Source organism: Pantoea sp. X-Soil-MYKO-1785, from assembly GCF_059730675.1.
The window spans coordinates 1,538,956-1,556,665 of record NZ_AP036000.1; the positions used below are offsets into that span (position 1 = coordinate 1,538,956).

The 17,710-nt window shown below is 57.1% G+C and carries 16 protein-coding genes; 14 read left to right on the forward strand and 2 right to left on the reverse strand.

Annotated elements, in window-relative coordinates; all coding sequences use genetic code 11:
• Positions 1-3: 3 nt before the first annotated feature.
• The 9 genes from flgD to flgL all read left to right on the forward strand — a co-directional run bounded on the left by flgD (position 4) and on the right by flgL (position 9,161).
• Positions 4-678 (forward strand): flagellar hook assembly protein FlgD, encoded by a 675-nt coding sequence (flgD, locus tag AC6I8D_RS07185; protein WP_312052577.1) that lies wholly within the window; start codon positions 4-6, stop codon positions 676-678.
• Positions 679-704: 26 nt separating this feature from the next.
• The gene (gene flgE, locus AC6I8D_RS07190) at positions 705-1,979 is read left to right on the forward strand and encodes a flagellar hook protein FlgE (RefSeq protein WP_312756581.1); all 1,275 of its coding nucleotides are present in this window, start codon (positions 705-707) and stop codon (positions 1,977-1,979) included.
• Between the two features lie 20 nt (positions 1,980-1,999).
• Positions 2,000-2,758 (forward strand): flagellar basal body rod protein FlgF, encoded by a 759-nt coding sequence (locus tag AC6I8D_RS07195; protein ID WP_312052573.1) that lies wholly within the window; start codon positions 2,000-2,002, stop codon positions 2,756-2,758.
• 17 nt (positions 2,759-2,775) lie between these two features.
• Positions 2,776-3,558: a flagellar basal-body rod protein FlgG gene (gene flgG, locus AC6I8D_RS07200; protein ID WP_046288395.1), complete on the forward strand. Its 783-nt coding sequence runs from the start codon at positions 2,776-2,778 to the stop codon at positions 3,556-3,558.
• Between the two features lie 60 nt (positions 3,559-3,618).
• Positions 3,619-4,329 carry a flagellar basal body L-ring protein FlgH gene (locus tag AC6I8D_RS07205; RefSeq protein ID WP_031376561.1) on the forward strand — a complete coding sequence of 237 codons (711 nt, stop codon included), beginning with the start codon at positions 3,619-3,621 and terminating at the stop codon, positions 4,327-4,329.
• A gap of 9 nt (positions 4,330-4,338) precedes the next feature.
• Positions 4,339-5,448, forward strand: coding sequence for a flagellar basal body P-ring protein FlgI (locus tag AC6I8D_RS07210; RefSeq protein ID WP_497819852.1), 1,110 nt, complete (start codon positions 4,339-4,341; stop codon positions 5,446-5,448).
• Positions 5,448-6,407, forward strand: coding sequence for a flagellar assembly peptidoglycan hydrolase FlgJ (gene flgJ / locus AC6I8D_RS07215; RefSeq protein WP_497819853.1), 960 nt, complete (start codon positions 5,448-5,450; stop codon positions 6,405-6,407). The genes AC6I8D_RS07210 and flgJ overlap by 1 nt, the downstream gene beginning before the upstream one ends.
• Before the next feature lie 124 nt (positions 6,408-6,531).
• Positions 6,532-8,181 (forward strand): flagellar hook-associated protein FlgK, encoded by a 1,650-nt coding sequence (gene flgK, locus AC6I8D_RS07220; RefSeq protein WP_497819854.1) that lies wholly within the window; start codon positions 6,532-6,534, stop codon positions 8,179-8,181.
• 14 nt (positions 8,182-8,195) lie between these two features.
• On the forward strand, positions 8,196-9,161 hold the full coding sequence (gene flgL, locus AC6I8D_RS07225; RefSeq protein ID WP_497819855.1) for a flagellar hook-associated protein FlgL: 966 nt from the start codon (positions 8,196-8,198) through the stop codon (positions 9,159-9,161).
• 169 nt (positions 9,162-9,330) lie between these two features.
• Here the strand turns inward: flgL and rne are convergent, their stop codons facing one another.
• The gene (rne, locus tag AC6I8D_RS07230; RefSeq protein ID WP_497819856.1) at positions 9,331-12,705 is read right to left on the reverse strand and encodes a ribonuclease E; all 3,375 of its coding nucleotides are present in this window, start codon (positions 12,703-12,705) and stop codon (positions 9,331-9,333) included.
• Between the two features lie 572 nt (positions 12,706-13,277).
• On the opposite strand from rne, the gene rluC reads away from it, so the two are divergent.
• On the forward strand, positions 13,278-14,234 hold the full coding sequence (gene rluC / locus AC6I8D_RS07235; protein WP_312052564.1) for a 23S rRNA pseudouridine(955/2504/2580) synthase RluC: 957 nt from the start codon (positions 13,278-13,280) through the stop codon (positions 14,232-14,234).
• Positions 14,235-14,245: 11 nt separating this feature from the next.
• On the opposite strand, the gene AC6I8D_RS07240 is transcribed toward rluC, so the two are convergent.
• Positions 14,246-14,833: a Maf family protein gene (locus AC6I8D_RS07240; RefSeq protein WP_497819857.1), complete on the reverse strand. Its 588-nt coding sequence runs from the start codon at positions 14,831-14,833 to the stop codon at positions 14,246-14,248.
• Between the two features lie 140 nt (positions 14,834-14,973).
• Between AC6I8D_RS07240 and yceD the strand changes: the two genes are divergently transcribed.
• The 4 genes from yceD to AC6I8D_RS07260 are packed head-to-tail and all read left to right on the forward strand — an operon-like array spanning position 14,974 to position 17,700.
• Positions 14,974-15,495, forward strand: a complete 522-nt coding sequence (gene yceD, locus AC6I8D_RS07245) for a 23S rRNA accumulation protein YceD (RefSeq protein ID WP_312052560.1) — start codon at positions 14,974-14,976, stop codon at positions 15,493-15,495.
• A gap of 14 nt (positions 15,496-15,509) precedes the next feature.
• The gene (rpmF, locus tag AC6I8D_RS07250) at positions 15,510-15,680 is read left to right on the forward strand and encodes a 50S ribosomal protein L32 (protein ID WP_003849870.1); all 171 of its coding nucleotides are present in this window, start codon (positions 15,510-15,512) and stop codon (positions 15,678-15,680) included.
• A 25-nt stretch (positions 15,681-15,705) separates the two neighbouring features.
• Positions 15,706-16,746, forward strand: a complete 1,041-nt coding sequence (plsX, locus tag AC6I8D_RS07255; protein ID WP_497819858.1) for a phosphate acyltransferase PlsX — start codon at positions 15,706-15,708, stop codon at positions 16,744-16,746.
• Complete coding sequence (locus AC6I8D_RS07260; protein WP_312052557.1) at positions 16,747-17,700, forward strand: beta-ketoacyl-ACP synthase III; 954 nt, start codon at positions 16,747-16,749, stop codon at positions 17,698-17,700.
• Positions 17,701-17,710: the final 10 nt, after the last annotated feature.

Genomic DNA, 17,710 nt, shown 5'->3' on the forward strand with positions numbered 1-17,710 from the left:
ATTATGGCTATCGCGGTAGGCGTTAATGAGAAGCTGGACCCCACGGTCCTCAGCTCCTCCAGCACCAGTGGCACCGGCAACAGCGCGCAGGATCTGCAGAATCAGTTCCTGACCATGCTGGTGACCCAGTTACAGAACCAGGATCCCACCAATCCGATGGACAACAGCCAGCTCACCACCCAGCTGGCACAGATCAACACCCTGAGCGGGATTGAGAAACTGAATACCACGCTGGGATCGATTTCCGGCCAGATCAGCACCAGCCAGTCACTGCAAAGTTCGACTCTGATTGGGCATGGCGTGATGGTCAACGGCTCGCAGATCCTCGTCGGCAGCGGCACTACCACGCCGTTTGGCGTTGAGCTGACCTCGGCGTCGACCGCCTCATCCGCCACGATTAAAGATGCTAACGGCACGGTAATCGACACCGTTGACCTCGGCGCCCTGAGCGCCGGCGTTCATACCTTCTCGTGGGACGGCAAACTGAGCGACGGTTCAACCGCGCCAGACGGTAAATACAGCGTTGCGATTGCCGCAAGCAATGGCAGCACACAACTGGTGGCACAACCGCTTAACTACGCCTACGTCAATGGGGTGAGTACTGCGAACGACACCACAAAACTGGATCTCGGCACCATGGGCTCCGCTTCCCTTGACGAAGTACGTCAGATTCTCTGATTAACCTGTAGACAGGAGACACACACATGTCATTTTCCCAAGCGGTCAGCGGCCTTGGCGCTGCCTCAAGTAACCTTGATGTCATCGGCAACAACATCGCCAACTCCGCGACAGCGGGCTTTAAATCAAGCACCATCGCCTTTGCTGACATGTTCGCCGGTTCTAACGTCGGCCTCGGTACCAAAGTAGCGGCGGTGATCCAGAACTTTAACGACGGTTCGACCACCACCACCAGCCGCGGCCTCGACGTCGCCCTGAGCGGCAACGGTTTCTTCCGTATGACCGACACCAGCGGCGCGGTTTATTACTCACGTAACGGCCAGTTCACGCTGGATGCTAACCGTAACCTGATCAACACCCAGGGCCTGAACGTGACCGGTTATCCGGCCAGCGGCTCGCCGGCGACTATCCAGGCGGGCGCTAACCCGGTGGCGATCAGCATTCCGACCGAGCAGATGCCGGCTCGCGCAACCACCACCACCGGCCTGGTCGCGAACCTGAACTCAACCGACACCGCACCCACAGTGGCGACGTTCTCTACTGCCAACGCCGACAGCTATAACAAGAAGACCACGGCGACCGTCTATGACTCGCAGGGTAACGATCACGCGCTCGACATGTATTTTGTCAAAGACACCGCCAGCAACAGCTGGACCGTGCACGCGATTGATGCCAACACCGGTGCATCTGCGGGTGACTTCAAAATGGCGTTCGACACCAGCGGCAAGCTGACCCGCATGGACAAGCTGGGGGCGAACGGCGCTGTTGTCAGCAGTAGTACTGATGGCACCGTCGGGTTAACCCTGAACGTGCCGGCAGCCGGCCAGACCACCGCGGCCAACGGTGCGGTGGCTAACCAGCCGATCACCCTGAGCATGCTGGGCAGCCTGCAGCAGAACACCGGCGCTACCACCTTCGGCAGCCCGACTCAGGACGGTTATGCGCCTGGCGATCTGACCAGCTACGCGATTAACGATGACGGCACCATCACCGGCACCTACTCCAACCAGAAAACCCAGCTGCTGGGTCAGATCGTGCTGGCGAGCTTCTCTAACCCGGAAGGCCTGCAGTCACAGGGTGACAACGTCTGGTCGGCGTCGAATGCCTCCGGTCAGGCAGCGATTGGTCTGGCGAACACCGGCACCTTCGGTTCGCTGACCGCTGGCGCGCTGGAAGCCTCTAACGTCGACATGAGTAAAGAGCTGGTGAACATGATTGTGGCGCAGCGTAACTATCAGGCGAATGCGCAGACCATCAAAACTCAGGACCAGATTCTTAACACGCTGGTTAACTTACGTTAATTCGCTAACAGGATTGCTTTATGGATCACGCGATATATACCGCGATGGGCGCGGCCAGCCAGACGCTGGATCAGCAGGCGGTTACCGCCAGCAACCTCGCCAACGCCTCAACGCCAGGCTTTCGTGCGCAGCTCAATGCGCTGCGTGCGGTGCCGGTCAGCGGCTGGTCACTGCCAACCCGCACGCTGGTGACAGCATCCACGCCGGGCGCCGATATGAGTCAGGGCACGATGGATTACACCGAGCGCCCGCTCGACGTCGCGGTGCAGCAGGATGGCTGGCTGGCGGTGCGAACTGCTGACGGCAGTGAAGCCTATACCCGCAACGGCAACATGCAAATCAGCCCGAACGGGACGCTGACGATTCAGGGCAATCCTGTGATGGGCGATGGCGGTCCGATTGTGATCCCGCAAGGATCGGAAATCACCATTGCCGCCGACGGTTCAATCACCGGCCTGAATGCCGGCGATGCGCCGAATGCCACGGTCCAGCTGGGTAAGCTCAAGCTGGTTCGGGCCACCGGGCAGGAGTTGCAGCGCAGCGATGACGGTATGTTCCGCCCGACGGCAGCCACCCAGAACACCCGTGGCGCGGCATTGCAGGCTGACGCGACCATGCAGGTGATGCCGGGCGTGCTGGAAGGCAGCAACGTTAAACCGGTTGAAACCATGGTCGACATGATCGCCAACGCCCGACGTTTTGAGATGCAGATGAAAGTCATCACGAACGTTGATGAAAACGAACAAAAAGCCAACCAGCTGCTGAACATGAGCAGCTAAGGCGCGAGGATAACAACATGATTCGTTCTTTATGGATCGCTAAAACCGGTCTTGATGCGCAGCAGATGAACATGGACGTAATTGCCAACAACCTGGCAAACGTCAGCACCAACGGCTTTAAGCGTTCGCGTGCGGTGTTCGAAGATCTGATGTATCAAACCATGCGTCAGCCCGGCACCCAGTCGTCTGAACAGACTACGCTGCCGTCCGGCCTGCAGATTGGTACCGGTGTTCGTCCGGTCACTACTGAGCGTCTGCATACGCAGGGCAACCTGTCGCAGACCAGCAATTCAAAAGATATCGCCATTAATGGTCAGGGTTATTTCCAGATTCAGATGCCGGATGGCACCTCTGCCTATACCCGTGACGGCGCGTTCCAGGTCGATCAGAACGGTCAGCTGGTGACCAACTCAGGTTTCCCGGTGCAGCCCGGCATCACGATTCCAGCCAACGCCACCAGCATTACCGTGGCGCGTGACGGGGTGGTGAGCGTGACGCAGCAGGGCCAGGCGCAGGCGACACAGGTCGGCCAGCTGACCCTGAGCACCTTTATGAACGATGCCGGTCTCGATAGCGTGGGTGAAAACCTCTATCAGGAAACGCAGGCTTCGGGTGCGCCAACTGACAGCACGCCAGGCCAGAACGGCGCTGGTCTGCTTTATCAGGGCTACACCGAAACCTCGAATGTCAACGTGGCGGAAGAGCTGGTAACGATGATCCAGACTCAGCGCGCTTACGAAATCAACAGCAAAGCGATCAGTACTTCCGATCAGATGCTGGCGAAACTGACTCAGCTTTAATCCCCAACCGGGCCAGTTCCGGCTGGCCTGAAGAACAGACACAGATAAGGTCGTGACTCCGTGGCGAAGCAACAGATTCTCAAGCCTGGACATTGGTTAGTCGCCTCGCTGCTGCTAACCCTTAACGGTTGTGCACTGGTTCCGCGTACACCGCTGGTCGAAGGGGCGACGACGGCGCAGCCGATGCCGTCCGCGCCACCGGTGGTTAACGGTTCGATTTTCCAGGGCGTCGCGCCACTCAACTACGGCTATCAGCCGCTGTTTGAAGATCGTCGCCCACGTAACATTGGCGACACCCTGACGATTACGCTGCAGGAAAACGTCAGCGCCAGCAAAAGCTCCTCGGCGAATGCCAGTCGGGATGGCAGCAACAGCTTCGGCTTAAGTGCGGTTCCGACCGGGCTGGCAGGGCTGGTGGGGGCCGGTGGCGAAAAAGCCAACTTTGGCGCCGAAGGCAAAAACGATTTCGCGGGTAAAGGCGGCGCATCCGCCAACAACACCTTTACCGGCACTATTACCGTCACCGTGGATCAGGTGTTGTCGAACGGCAACCTGCACGTGGTGGGCGAGAAACAGATCGCCATTAATCAGGGCACGGAGTTCATTCGCTTCTCGGGCGTGGTTAACCCTCGCACCATCAGCGCCAGTAACGCCGTGTTATCTACTGCCGTCGCCGATGCACGTATTGAGTACGTCGGAAACGGTTATATCAATGAGGCGCAGACCATGGGCTGGTTACAGCGTTTCTTCCTGAACATCTCGCCGATGTAAGAGGTTTCAATGAAAAAGTTAACGCTGTTGCGCGTCGGACTGGCGCTGCTGCTGGGCATCAGCCTGCTGGCAAAAGCCGATTTGATCCGTGATTTAACCACCGTACAGGGCGTGCGGGAAAACCAGCTGCTCGGTTACGGACTGGTGGTGGGGCTGGACGGAACCGGTGACCAGACCACCCAGACGCCGTTCACCACCCAGACGGTGAGCAACATGCTGTCGCAGCTCGGGATTACCGTGCCGACCGGCACCAACATGCAGCTGAAAAACGTGGCGGCGGTAATGGTAACCGCAAAACTGCCGGCGTTTGCCCGTCAGGGACAGACGCTTGACGTGGTGGTGTCGTCACTGGGTAACGCCAAAAGCCTGCGCGGCGGAACACTGCTGATGACCCCGATGAAAGGGGTGGATAACCAGGTTTATGCGCTGGCTCAGGGGAACATTCTGGTTGGCGGTGCCGGTGCCTCGGCAGGCGGCAGCAGCGTGCAGGTTAACCAGCTGAACGGCGGCCGGATTACCGGTGGCGCGACGGTAGAACGTGAACTGCAAAGTAACTTCGGTTCGCAGAACACCATTAACCTGCAGCTGAACAGTGATGATTTCTCGATGGCGCAGCGCATTGCCGATGCGATTAACGCGCGTGGCGGTTACGGTGCCGCCCAGCCGCTGGATGCGCGTACCGTTCAGATTCGCGTATCACCGAATAACGGGGCTCAGGTGCGTCTGCTGGCAGATATCCAGAACATCAACGTTTCGATTCCGGTCGAAGATGCGAAAGTGATCATCAACTCCCGTACCGGTTCGGTGGTGATGAACCGTGAGGTGACGCTGAATCAATGTGCCGTGGCGCAGGGCAACCTGTCGGTGACGGTGAATCAGCAGCAGAACGTCAGCCAGCCTGATACGCCACTGGCCGGTGGACAGACGGTGGCCACCACCCAGACCCAGATCGATCTGCGTCAGAGTGGCGGGGCACTGCAACGTGTAAATGCCAGCGCCAACCTGAACAATGTGGTGCGCGCGCTGAATGCGCTGGGTGCATCGCCAATCGAACTGATGTCGATCCTGCAATCAATGCAGAGCGCTGGCTGTCTGCGCGCCAAAGTGGAAATTATCTGATGACGGATACGCAATCTCTGATGAGTGCGGCTTACGACAGCCGCTCACTGAACGAACTGAAACACCAGGCCAGCAGCGATCCGAAAGGCAAAGCGCTGCAGGTTGCCCGTCAGGTGGAAGGGATGTTTGTTCAGATGATGTTGAAAAGCATGCGTGAGGCGTTGCCGCAGGACGGCATGATGAGCAACGAGCAAACCAAACTTTTTACCTCAATGTACGATCAGCAGATTGCGCAGGAGATGGGTAAACGTGGACTCGGGCTGGCGGAAACTATCGTTAAGCAGATGCAGCCCGCCATCGCCCCGGATGAAAAAGCCGGCACGGTGCCGATGAAGCTGGACAACAGCTTTATTCTCAGCACCGTCGGTGCGGTGCAACAGCCGGCGCAGCAGCTGGAGCAGCTGGTGCGTAAAGCCATGCCGCGCCTGCCGGTCTCGTCACCGACCGGCTTGCCTACCGACAGCCGTGAGTTTATCGCTCAGCTGACCCAGCCAGCCCAGGCGGCCAGTCAGCAGAGCGGCATTCCTCATCATCTGATTCTGGCGCAGGCGGCGCTGGAGTCAGGCTGGGGCCAGCGTCAGATCCTGACCCGCGAGGGTAAACCAAGCTACAACGTGTTTGGTATTAAGGCCAGCGGCGACTGGAAAGGCGACACCACCGACATCATGACCACTGAATATGAGCAGGGCGAAGCGAAGAAAGTGCGTGCCAGCTTCCGGGTCTACAACTCCTATTTCGAAGCCCTGACCGATTACGTCAAACTGATCAGCAATAACCCACGCTACGCGGCGGTCGCTAATGCGTCGAGCGCCGAGCAGGGCGCCCAGGCGCTGCAGGTGGCAGGCTATGCCACCGATCCTAAATACGCGCAAAAGCTGGTGGGAATGATTCAGCAATTCAAGAACATGGGCGACAAAGTCGTAAAAGCCTACAGTCAGGATTTAGGCGACCTGTTCTGATAATTGAGCCTCAAGTTTCACTTAAGCACGCCGATAACACCATCATAAGCCAGATGCGTTTTCGCCTGCTGGCGCCCACTTTGATGACTGCCAGCCCGGTTGACGGGGAATGTAAGGAACCGAGATGTCCAGCATAATTAACTCCGCGATGAGCGGATTGAGTGCCGCGCAGGCCGCCCTGAGCACCACCAGTAATAACATTACTAACTACACCGTGGCGGGCTATTCACGCCAGACCACCATCCTTGCCCAGGCGAACAGTACCCTGCAGGGCAACAGCTACTACGGCAATGGGGTTAACGTGACTGGCGTACAGCGCGAATATGATGCTTTTATCGCCGCCCAGCTGCGTGGCTCCAGCGCAAACTACAGCGCGGTGAACACCCAGCACAGCCAGATTTCCAATATTGACGATCTGCTGTCAACCTCGACCACCAGCCTGTCGACTTCAATCCAGAAATTTTTTACCAACCTGCAGAACGTGGTAAGCAACGCCAACGATCCGTCGGCACGTCAGTCGATGCTGAGCAACGCCAAGGGGCTGGTCAGCCAGTTCCAGACTACCTCCCAGTATCTGACCAGCATGCAGAACAGTGTTAACAGCGACATCGGTTCCAGCATCAATCAGGTCAATACCTACACCACTCAGATTGCCGATCTCAACAAGCAGATCGCCAGGCTGACCACCGGTACCGGCACTGCACCAAACGATTTGCTGGATAAGCGCGATCAGCTGGTCAGCGACCTGAACAACGTAGTCGGCGTGACCGTCTCAGAGCAGGATGGCAACTACAGCGTCTCGATGGCTAACGGCCTGACGCTGGTCAACGGCACCAAATCAAATTCGCTGGTGGCGATGACCTCCAGCAGCGATCCAACCCGGACCACCATCGGCTATGTTGATAAACAGGCGGGTAACGTTGAGATCCCGGAGAAGCTGATTACCACCGGTTCACTGGGTGGTCTGCTGGCGTTCCGCTCGCAGGATCTCGATCTGGCGCAGAATCAGCTCGGCCAGCTGGCCGCGACCTTCACCAGCAGCTTCAACGCCGTGCATAAGCAGGGCTTTGACAGCAACGGCGATCAGGGCGTCGATTTCTTTAATATCGGCACCCCGACCGTGGTCAGCAACAGTAAAAACAGCACTGCGGCTTCAGTCACCGCCGAGTGGACCGATACCAGCGCGCTGAAAGCGTCAAACTATACCCTAAGCTATGACGGCAGCAACTGGACCGCGACCCGCGCGTCTGACAGCATCTCGGTCCCGATTACCCCAGGCACCGATGCGAACGGCAATACCACGCTGAGTTTTGATGGCATGAAGCTGACCGTCGCTGCGACGCCTTTGCCAGCGGCGAAAGACAGTTTTATGGTGAAACCGGTACAGAACGCCATTAACGATATGTCAGTGGCGATCACCAGTGAATCACAGATTGCCGCCGCCGGTGCGACCGGTGGCGAAAGCGATAATCGTAATGCGCAAAAGCTGCTGGACCTGCAGGACGCCAAACTGGTAGGCGGCAACGCCACGCTGGCACAGGCTTACGCCAGCATTGTCAGTACCGTCGGCAACAAAACCAGCTCGCTGGAAACCACCAGCACCACGCAGAAAAGCGTGGTCAGTCAGCTGACCGATCGCCAGCAGTCAGTTTCTGGCGTCAACCTCGATGAGGAGTACGCCAACCTGACAAAATATCAGCAATATTACATGGCAAATGCGCAGGTACTGCAGACTGCCAGCACCATTTTTGATGCATTGATCAATATTCGCTAAGGGTAGGGCAAAGCATGCGAATCAGTACAAATATGATGTTTAACCAGCAGGTGCGCGGGATTACCGACTCGCAAGCCTCCTGGCTGAAAGTGGGCGAGCAGCTCTCCAGCGGCCGCCGCGTCACTAATCCGTCTGACGACCCGATTGCCGCCTCACGCGCGGTGGTGCTGTCACAGACGCAGGCGCAAAGCAGCCAGTATTCGCTGGCACGGACCTTTGCAAACCAGGGATTATCGCTGGAAGAGAATGCGCTGAAAGGCGTGACCAGCAGTATTCAGGATGCGCAAACGCTGATCGTTAACGGTTCAACCGGTACGCTGAGTGACGATGACCGTGGCTCGATTGCCACCCAGCTTGAAGGCATCCGTGCCCAGTTACTCAACCAGGCCAACAGCCAGGACGCCAACGGTCGCTATATCTTTGCCGGTTACAAAACCGACAGCGCGCCGTTTGTCGATGGCGCAGGCACTGGCGTGAGCTATGCCGGCGGCACCGATGCGATCACCCAGAAGGTAGACAGCAGTCGCACCATGACCGTCGGTCATACCGGTGATGACATCTTCATGGCGATCACCGGCAATGCCACTAAAGAGCCGGACGGCAGCGCCAACGAAACCAACCTGTTCGCCATGCTCGACAGCGCAATTGCCGCGCTGAAAGTGCCGCAGGATGACGCCGATGCCGCCACTAAGCAGACTTTCCAGGCTGCGATGGATAAAACCAACCGTGGTCTGGGCAATTCGCTGAATAACGTGTTAACCGTGCGCTCCGAGATTGGTACCCAGCTGTCGGAACTCGATACGCTGGATGCGCAGGGCGACGATCGTAATGTGATTTACAGTTCGCAGATGAGCGACCTGGTGGATGTCGATTATACCGCTGCGGTCTCCAGCTATACCATGCAGCAGACGGCGCTGCAGGCGTCGTACAAGACCTTTACCGATATGTCTAAGATGTCCCTGTTCCAGCTGAATTCGTAATCTGACCTGAAAATTTGAGCGTACTTTAACCGGGTGCGCTTAGTTTCTCCCACCTTGCTGATAACAGAGGGTGGGATTTTTTTTGCCTGAATTCAGGCGGAACCCGGCACCACCGGCATAAAAAAACCCCGGCTTTCAGGCCGGGGTCAGGTTCAGGTCAGGGGCAGCGTTATGGCTTGGTCGCGGGTGCCGTGGCCTGATGGGTTGCGGCGTGACCGCCAGCAGATCCGCGACCGTCGAACTCGTACGGCGAACGTACCCAGTCGCTGTGACGTGCTGGTTCGGGCTGCCAGACTGGCGCAGGCGCTTTGGTCATCGGTGCAGAAGCGAAGTGCTTCCAGCGCGTGACGTCTGCGGCGACCAGCGGCTCAGCAGCAGGTGCTGGTGTGGCGGCAGCTTCAGCTACGGCGGCCGGCTCGATGTCACGGGCGGCGACCGGTGCATGCGGTTCACTGGTCGGGGCCGTTTCTGCTGCGGCGGCCACCGGGGCGTTCAGCACTTCTTCTACCTGCGCTTCTGTTTCGCGGCTGACTTCAACGGGCGCTTGCTGCGCAATCTCTGTCGGCTGTTCGCTGTTATCAGCGGAAGCACTGGCGGGTGCGTCACTGACCGGCTCAGCAGGCTGTGCCTGAGCCGCGACAGTTTCAGCAGTCGCTTCAGCCGCAGCCGGGATGACCGAAGGCTGATGATCAACCGGCGCGTCGATAGCGCGGGTATCGTCAGTGTTCACCACGGTGACCGGCGTTTCTGCCTGGGGTTCAGCCTGCTGCACTGGCGCATCCTGTGATGCTGCCGATTCAGCCGCCGCAGCAACCGGCAGTGCAATGGCGTCTGCGGTCTCCTGGTGGGCGTAATCTGGCGTTGTCTGCACCGCATCCTGCACAACCTGCTCTTCGCTGGCCTGGCTCACCGGATAACGTACCCACACTTTACCGGATGCCATCTCTGGTGACGCGGCTGCCGCAGCCAGTGGCATAGCGGACTGAGTCGGGTAACGCTCATCACGATAACGGCGGCGACGCTGACCGCTGACGCGCAGATGACGTGGCGAACGACGTGAACGACGCGGCATATTGGCGTTGTCACGGCTATCGTTATCATCCTGCTCTTCGATCTGCGGCGCTTCGGTCGGCAGCACTTCTGCGGCAGGCTGCTGTACTGCACGCGCTTCGGTCGGCACGGCAATGTCAGTGGCTTCTGCTGGCAGTGGCTGACGGTTATCGTCAACGCGGACTTTCTGGCTCAGCTGACGCGGCTTACGACGCGGCATCACCTGCACGCGATCGTCATCCTGCGCTTCTGGTGCTTCGGCAACCGCTTCTGCTACCACCGGCTGCTCAGCGGCTTTGGCTGCTTCCTGCTGGGCGCGTTTCTCTTCCTGACGACGACGCTGACGCTCAGCACGCTGTTCACGACGCTGTTGCTGCTGCTCGTCACGTTGCTGACGGGCTTCTTCGCTCAGTGCCGGGCGCTCTTCACGTGCCTCATTAGGCTGAGACTGACGCTTGTTGCGACGGTTCTCATTGCCTTCGCGCGGCTCACGATTTTCACGTGGTTCGCGGCTTTCGCGCGGCTCACGACTTTCACGTGGCTCACGCGGTTCGCGGCTTTCACGTGACTGACCGTTCTCACCGTTACGCGGCGTACGCTCACGACGGTTGTTATTGCGGCGGTTGTTGTTACGACGTTCGCCACGCTGATTCGCGTTCTCTTCTTCGCTTTCCGGCGCTTTCTGTGGTTCCGCTACTTCAGTGGCGGCTGGCGTCACTGCAGGGGCTTCTTCACCACCGAACATTTTCTTCAGTCCACCAAACAGGCGGCCAAGGAAACCGGTGCTGACCGTGGCCGGCGCTGCGACGGCCGGTGCCGCTTTGGCTGCCGGTTGCGCTTCGGCGCGTGGCGCTTCAGGTGCCACTTCTACCGGAGCCGGTGGTGCATCTGGCATCACGAATGCCGCCAGTGCTGGCTGTTCAGGACGACGACGTTCGCCATGCTCTTCTTCCGATGGCAACGCCATTTCTGCTTCATGCAGCTTCGGCAGGTGGTAGCTCAGGGTCTGAGTCTCTTCACCTTTGCGCACCCGCAGCACCGAGTAATGCGGGGTTTGCATCTTGTCATCAGGCACGATGATCGCTTTGACGCCACCCTGGCGTTTTTCAATGGCGTTCACCGCTTCACGTTTTTCATTCAGCAGATAAGAGGCCACCTGAACCGGAACGATCGCGTGAACTTCTTTGGTGTTGTCTTTCAGCGCTTCTTCTTCAATCAGACGCAGAATAGACAGCGCCAGCGATTCGTTATCACGGATGGTGCCGGTACCGCTACAGCGTGGGCAGACGTGATGGCTGGATTCGCCTAACGACGGGCTCAGACGCTGACGTGACATCTCGAGCAGGCCGAAGCGGGAAATATGGCTAATCTGGATACGTGCACGATCCTGACGGACCGCTTCACGCAGACGATTTTCTACCGCGCGCTGATGGCGTACCGGCGTCATATCGATAAAGTCGATAACGATCAGGCCGCCGAGGTCACGCAGACGCAGCTGACGGGCAATCTCGTCTGCTGCTTCAAGGTTGGTGTTAAAGGCGGTTTCTTCGATATCGCCGCCGCGTGTTGCGCGTGCTGAGTTGATATCGATCGCGGTTAACGCTTCGGTGCTATCAATCACAATCGAGCCGCCGGAAGGCAGGCGCACTTCACGCTGGAAAGCGGATTCGATTTGCGATTCGATTTGATAATGGCTGAACAGCGGGATTTCACCGGTGTAGAGCTTAATTTTGCTGCTGAAATCCGGACGGCCCAGCGCAGCAATATGCTGACGCGCCAGTTCGAGAACTTTTGGATTATCAATCAGGATTTCACCGATGTCCTGACGCAGGTAGTCGCGGAATGCACGCACGATCACGTTACTTTCCTGATGGATCAGGAACGGAGCAGGGCGGTTTTCAGCGGCCTTTTTAATCGCTTCCCAGTGCTTAAGACGGAAGCTTAAATCCCACTGCAGCGATTCGGCTGATTTGCCGACGCCGGCGGTACGCACGATCAATCCCATGCCTTCCGGCAGTTCCAGCGCAGACAGGGCTTCTTTCAGTTCGGTCCGATCGTCACCCTCAATGCGGCGGGAGATCCCTCCGGCACGGGGGTTGTTCGGCATCAGCACCAGATAGCTGCCTGCCAGAGAGATAAAGGTAGTCAGCGCAGCGCCTTTATTGCCGCGTTCTTCTTTATCAATCTGAACAATGACTTCCTGACCTTCACGCAGCACGTCTTTGATATTGGGACGACCGTGCGCGTTGTAGCTGGAGGGGAAATATTCGCGGGAGATTTCTTTTAAGGGGAGGAAACCGTGACGCTCTGCGCCATAATCGACAAACGCAGCTTCAAGGCTGGGTTCAATGCGAGTGATTTTACCTTTGTAGATGTTGGCTTTTTTCTGTTCGTGTCCTGGGCTTTCGATATCCAGATCGTACAGACGCTGACCGTCAACCAGGGCAACGCGCAACTCCTCCTGCTGAGTTGCGTTTATTAACATTCTTTTCATCGTGACTTACTCGTTATTCTTTCATGAGTGATTACAGCTGCGGGCATAGTTACCCTGGACGAGTATCAACCGATGGCCCCGTGACTTAGTGCAATGTCGTCAACCTCACGGCTGTCGACCGCGCGAGGGGCGCAAATAACGTCGGTGGCCTGTTTTTCATAAGGGAAAACAGCACCAGATAGTGGAAATGCCTGAGACAAATAAAAAACCCGTGCACCCCATACTGCTGTCCAGGCCGCAACCCGCAGCCCGCTAAGTGCCTGATTTCGCATTACGTCTTACGCCATTGCTGCGTGTCTGCTCGATCCGGCAAAATGACAATTTCGCTCTTTTTCTGCCCTGAAACCCTTCAGGTAAGAAACTTAAGCATTATTCCATTGCTAACCTTCATATAGCAAGGCGACTTTAGCCAGCTTGTGAAGTTTCTTTACATTTATCGTCAAACGGTGTCGGGTAAAACAACAGCTTGCTGAAAAAGCCAGCAGCCGAAGCGCTTACCGCGACACTAACCCCAGAGTTAAGCACAGAAAAAGGGGTGGCGCTATCAGGGGACACTATTTAGAATCGCCGCCATGAAAACAGAGAATCCGGGCGTACAACTTGTCGCCATCACGGCTGAAAATGCCGGACAACGAATTGATAACTTTTTGCGCACCCAACTGAAAGGTGTGCCGAAGAGCATGATTTATCGCATCGTACGTAAAGGCGAGGTGCGGGTGAATAAAAAACGCGTCAAGCCGGAGTATAAGCTGGAGGCGGGCGATGAGGTCCGTATTCCGCCGGTGCGGGTGGCGGAGCGTGATGAAGATGCGGTATCGCCGAAGCTGGCCAAAGTTGCCTCGCTGGCGGACGCCATCCTGTATGAAGATGAATCCCTGCTGGTAATGAATAAGCCTTCAGGCACCGCAGTGCATGGTGGCAGCGGGCTGAGCTTCGGGGTGATCGAAGGATTACGTGCGTTGCGGCCCGAGGCACGCTTCCTGGAGCTGGTGCATCGACTGGATCGTGATACCTCCGGCATTTTACTGGTGGCAAAGAAGCGCTCAGCGCTGCGTTCCCTGCACGAGCAGCTGCGTGAGAAGGGAATGCAGAAAGATTATCTCGCGCTGGTGCGCGGGAACTGGCCTTCACACCTGAAAGTGGTACAGGCGCCGTTACTGAAAAATATTCTGCAAAGCGGCGAACGTATCGTGCGCGTCAGTAGCGAAGGTAAACCTTCTGAAACCCGCTTTAAGGTGGAAGAGCGATTCGCCTTCGCCACGCTGGTGAAAGCCAGCCCGGTGACCGGCCGTACTCACCAGATACGCGTTCATACCCTGCACGCCGGTCATCCCATCGCCTTCGACGATCGCTACGGTGAACGTGACTTTGACAGCCAGTTAGCCTCAACCGGCTTAAAGCGGCTGTTTCTGCACGCCGCGGCGCTGACCTTTACCCATCCTGGCACTGGCGAAGTGATGCGGGTGGAAGCGCCGCTGGATGACGGCCTGAAGCAGTGTCTGCTCAAATTACGCCAGCTGAAAGCGTAATGGCCCTGGCGTCAGTCCGACAGCGGATTGATGCCGGCTTGCCGTAACATGTCGTTAAGCGCGATCAGCGGCAGTCCCACCAGCGTATTGGGATCGCGTCCTTCCAGCCGTTCAAACAGGCAAATCCCCAGTCCCTCACTTTTGAAACTGCCGGCGCAGTGCAGCGGCTGTTCCTTCTCTATATAAGCCGCGATCTCCGCGTCGGTTATTTCACGAAAATGAACCACAAACGGTTCGCAGCACTGCATCAATTGCTGACTGGCAGGGTGATAGAGCGCCAGCCCGGTGTAAAAGGTGATGCGGTTGCCGCTGGCGGCGCGTAACTGCGCCCGGGCATTCTCTACGCTGTGCGGTTTACCGGTAATCATCCCATCCAGTACGCAGACCTGATCGGAACCGATGATCCAGCGATCGGGAAAGGCCAGCGCCAGCGCCTGCGCTTTGGCTATCGCAAGGCGTGTCACCAGTGCGGTCGCGGTTTCGCCGGGCAAGGGGGTTTCATCCACCTCGGGTGCGGCGGTGGTAAATGGCAGGCCCAGCTTTTGCAATAATGCCTGGCGAAAGGGCGAGGTTGAGGCTAAAAGAATCGATGCGGTCATTTTTTTTCAATAGTGATAGCGAATTGGTGACAGTCATTTTAAACTGTGCGCCGCACTGGATGCGAATAGTGGTTGAAAGATGCTGTTTAACGGCCTTTTTCTTTGACTCTATGACATTACAAAGTTAATATGCGCGCCCTATGCAAAAGGTAAAATTACCCCTAACACTGGACCCGGTCCGCACCGCTCAAAAACGCCTTGATTATCAAGGTGTCTACACATCTTCACAGGTGGAGCGCGTGGCCGAGTCAGTGGTTAGTGTGGACAGTGATGTGGATTGTGCCATGTCGTTTGCGGTTGACAGTCAACGTCTGGCGGTACTGACGGGTACAGCTGAAGTACAGGTGACGTTGCGTTGTCAGCGCTGCAACCAGACCTTTCCCCATCACGTACACGTAAGTTATTGCTTCAGTCCTGTCTCTTCTGAAGAGCAGGCCGAGGCATTGCCGGAAGCGTACGAGCCGATCGATGTCAACGAGTTTGGTGAGATCGATCTGCTGGCAGTCGTCGAGGATGAAATCATTCTCGCGCTGCCGGTCGTTCCGGTACATGATTCTGAACACTGTGAAGTGTCCGAGGCGGACATGGTCTTTGGCAAACTGCCTGCAGAGGCGGAGAAACCAAATCCATTTGCCGTATTAGCCAGTTTAAAGCGTAAGTAATAGGAGTAAGGTCCATGGCCGTACAACAGAATAAACCCACCCGTTCTAAGCGTGGTATGCGTCGTTCGCACGATGCGCTGACCACTGCTGCTCTGTCAGTAGATAAAGTTTCTGGCGAAACTCATCTGCGTCACCACATTACTGCGGATGGTTACTACCGCGGTCGCAAGGTTATCGTTAAGTAAGTTTCTTGCTTAGCAAGGCGATACCTTGACACGTTTGACCCTGGCTATTGACGCCATGGGCGGGGACTTCGGTCCTTGCGTGACAGTGCCTGCAGCATTGCAGGCACTGGCCTCTCATTCGCAGCTATTCCTTCTTCTGGTCGGAAATCCCGACATTCTCACGCCATTGCTTGCCAAAGCGGATTCCTCCTTACTGGGGCGTTTGCAGGTGATTCCTGCCGAATCGGTTATTGCAAGTGATGCGCGACCCGCTCAGGCTATCCGAAACAGTCGCGGCAGCTCAATGCGTGTGGCGCTGGAGATGGTCAATGAGGGACGTGCGCAGGCCTGCGTCAGCGCAGGCAATACCGGTGCCCTGATGGGACTGGCCACGCTGATATTAAAGCCGCTGGATGGCATTAAACGTCCGGCGTTAATGTCCGTTTTACCGCATCAGCAGCAGGGTAAAACCGTGGTGCTGGATCTGGGGGCTAACGTCGGCTCAGACAGTGCGATGCTGGTGCAGTTTGCGGTGATGGGATCGGTGATGGCGGAACATGTGCTCGGCATTGCCCGGCCGCGTGTCGCGCTGCTCAATATTGGTCATGAAGAGACCAAAGGGCTGGAAACCATTCGCGACGCGGCGGTAATCCTGCGAGAATCACCGCAGATCAACTATATTGGTTACCTTGAAGGTAATGAGCTACTCACCGGTAAAACGGATGTGATGGTCTGTGACGGGTTTGTCGGTAATGTCACGCTGAAGACCATGGAAGGCGTGGTAAGAATGTTCCTTTCCCTGCTGAAGTCGTCGGGGGAAGGCAAAAAACGGTCATGGTGGCTGAGATTGCTGGGACGCTGGATCCAGAAACGACTGGCGAAGCGTTTCGGGCATCTCAACCCTGACCAGTACAATGGCGCTTGTCTGTTAGGATTGCGCGGGACAGTGATCAAAAGTCACGGTGCAGCAAGTCAACATGCTTTCACCGTGGCGATAGAACAGGCAGAGCAGGCGGTGCGGCAGCAGGTTCCCGAACGAATTGCTGCGCGCCTTGATGCTGTATTAGCCAGGAGTGACAAAGCCTAGATGTATACCAAAATTATCGGTACGGGCAGTTATTTGCCTAGCCAGGTTCGCACCAATGCCGATCTGGAAAAAATGGTGGAGACGTCGGACGAGTGGATTGTCACCCGCACCGGCATCCGTGAGCGCCGTATTGCTGCGCCTGAGGAAACGGTCGCCACCATGGGATTCAGCGCGGCTCAACGCGCTCTCGAAATGGCCGGTATTGAGGCGAACGATGTTGGGCTGATTATTGTCGCCACAACCTCTTCCAGCCATGCCTTTCCCAGCTCCGCCTGCATGATCCAGCAAATGCTGGAGATCAAAGACTGCGCGGCGTTTGACCTTGCTGCCGCCTGTGCGGGCTTTACCTATGCCCTGAGCGTGGCCGATCAGTACATCAAAAATGGCGCGGTTAAACATGCGCTGGTGATTGGTGCTGACGTGCTGGCGCGTGCGCTGGACCCGGCAGATCGCGGCACCATTATTCTGTTCGGCGATGGCGCCGGTGCCGTGGTGCTTGGCCAGAGTGAAGAGCAGGGGATTATTTCAACTCACCTGCACGCCGATGGCCGCTACGCCCAGCTGCTGACCCTGCCTTATCAGGATCGTGCCCATCAGGACCAGCCTGCCTACGTCACCATGGCTGGCAACGAAGTCTTCAAAGTTGCGGTCACCGAGCTGGCGCACATCGTTGATGAGACGCTGCAGGCCAATAATCTCGACCGCGAAATGCTGGACTGGCTGGTACCGCATCAGGCCAACCTGCGCATTATCAGCGCGACGGCGAAGAAACTGGGTATGACCATGGATAAAGTGGTTGTCACCCTGGATCGCCACGGCAATACCTCTGCCGCATCGGTGCCAAGCGCACTGGATGAAGCGGTCCGTGATGGCCGCATCAAACCCGGACACCTTATTTTGCTGGAAGCCTTTGGTGGTGGATTCACCTGGGGTTCTGCACTGGTTCGCTTTTGATTGACAGGAA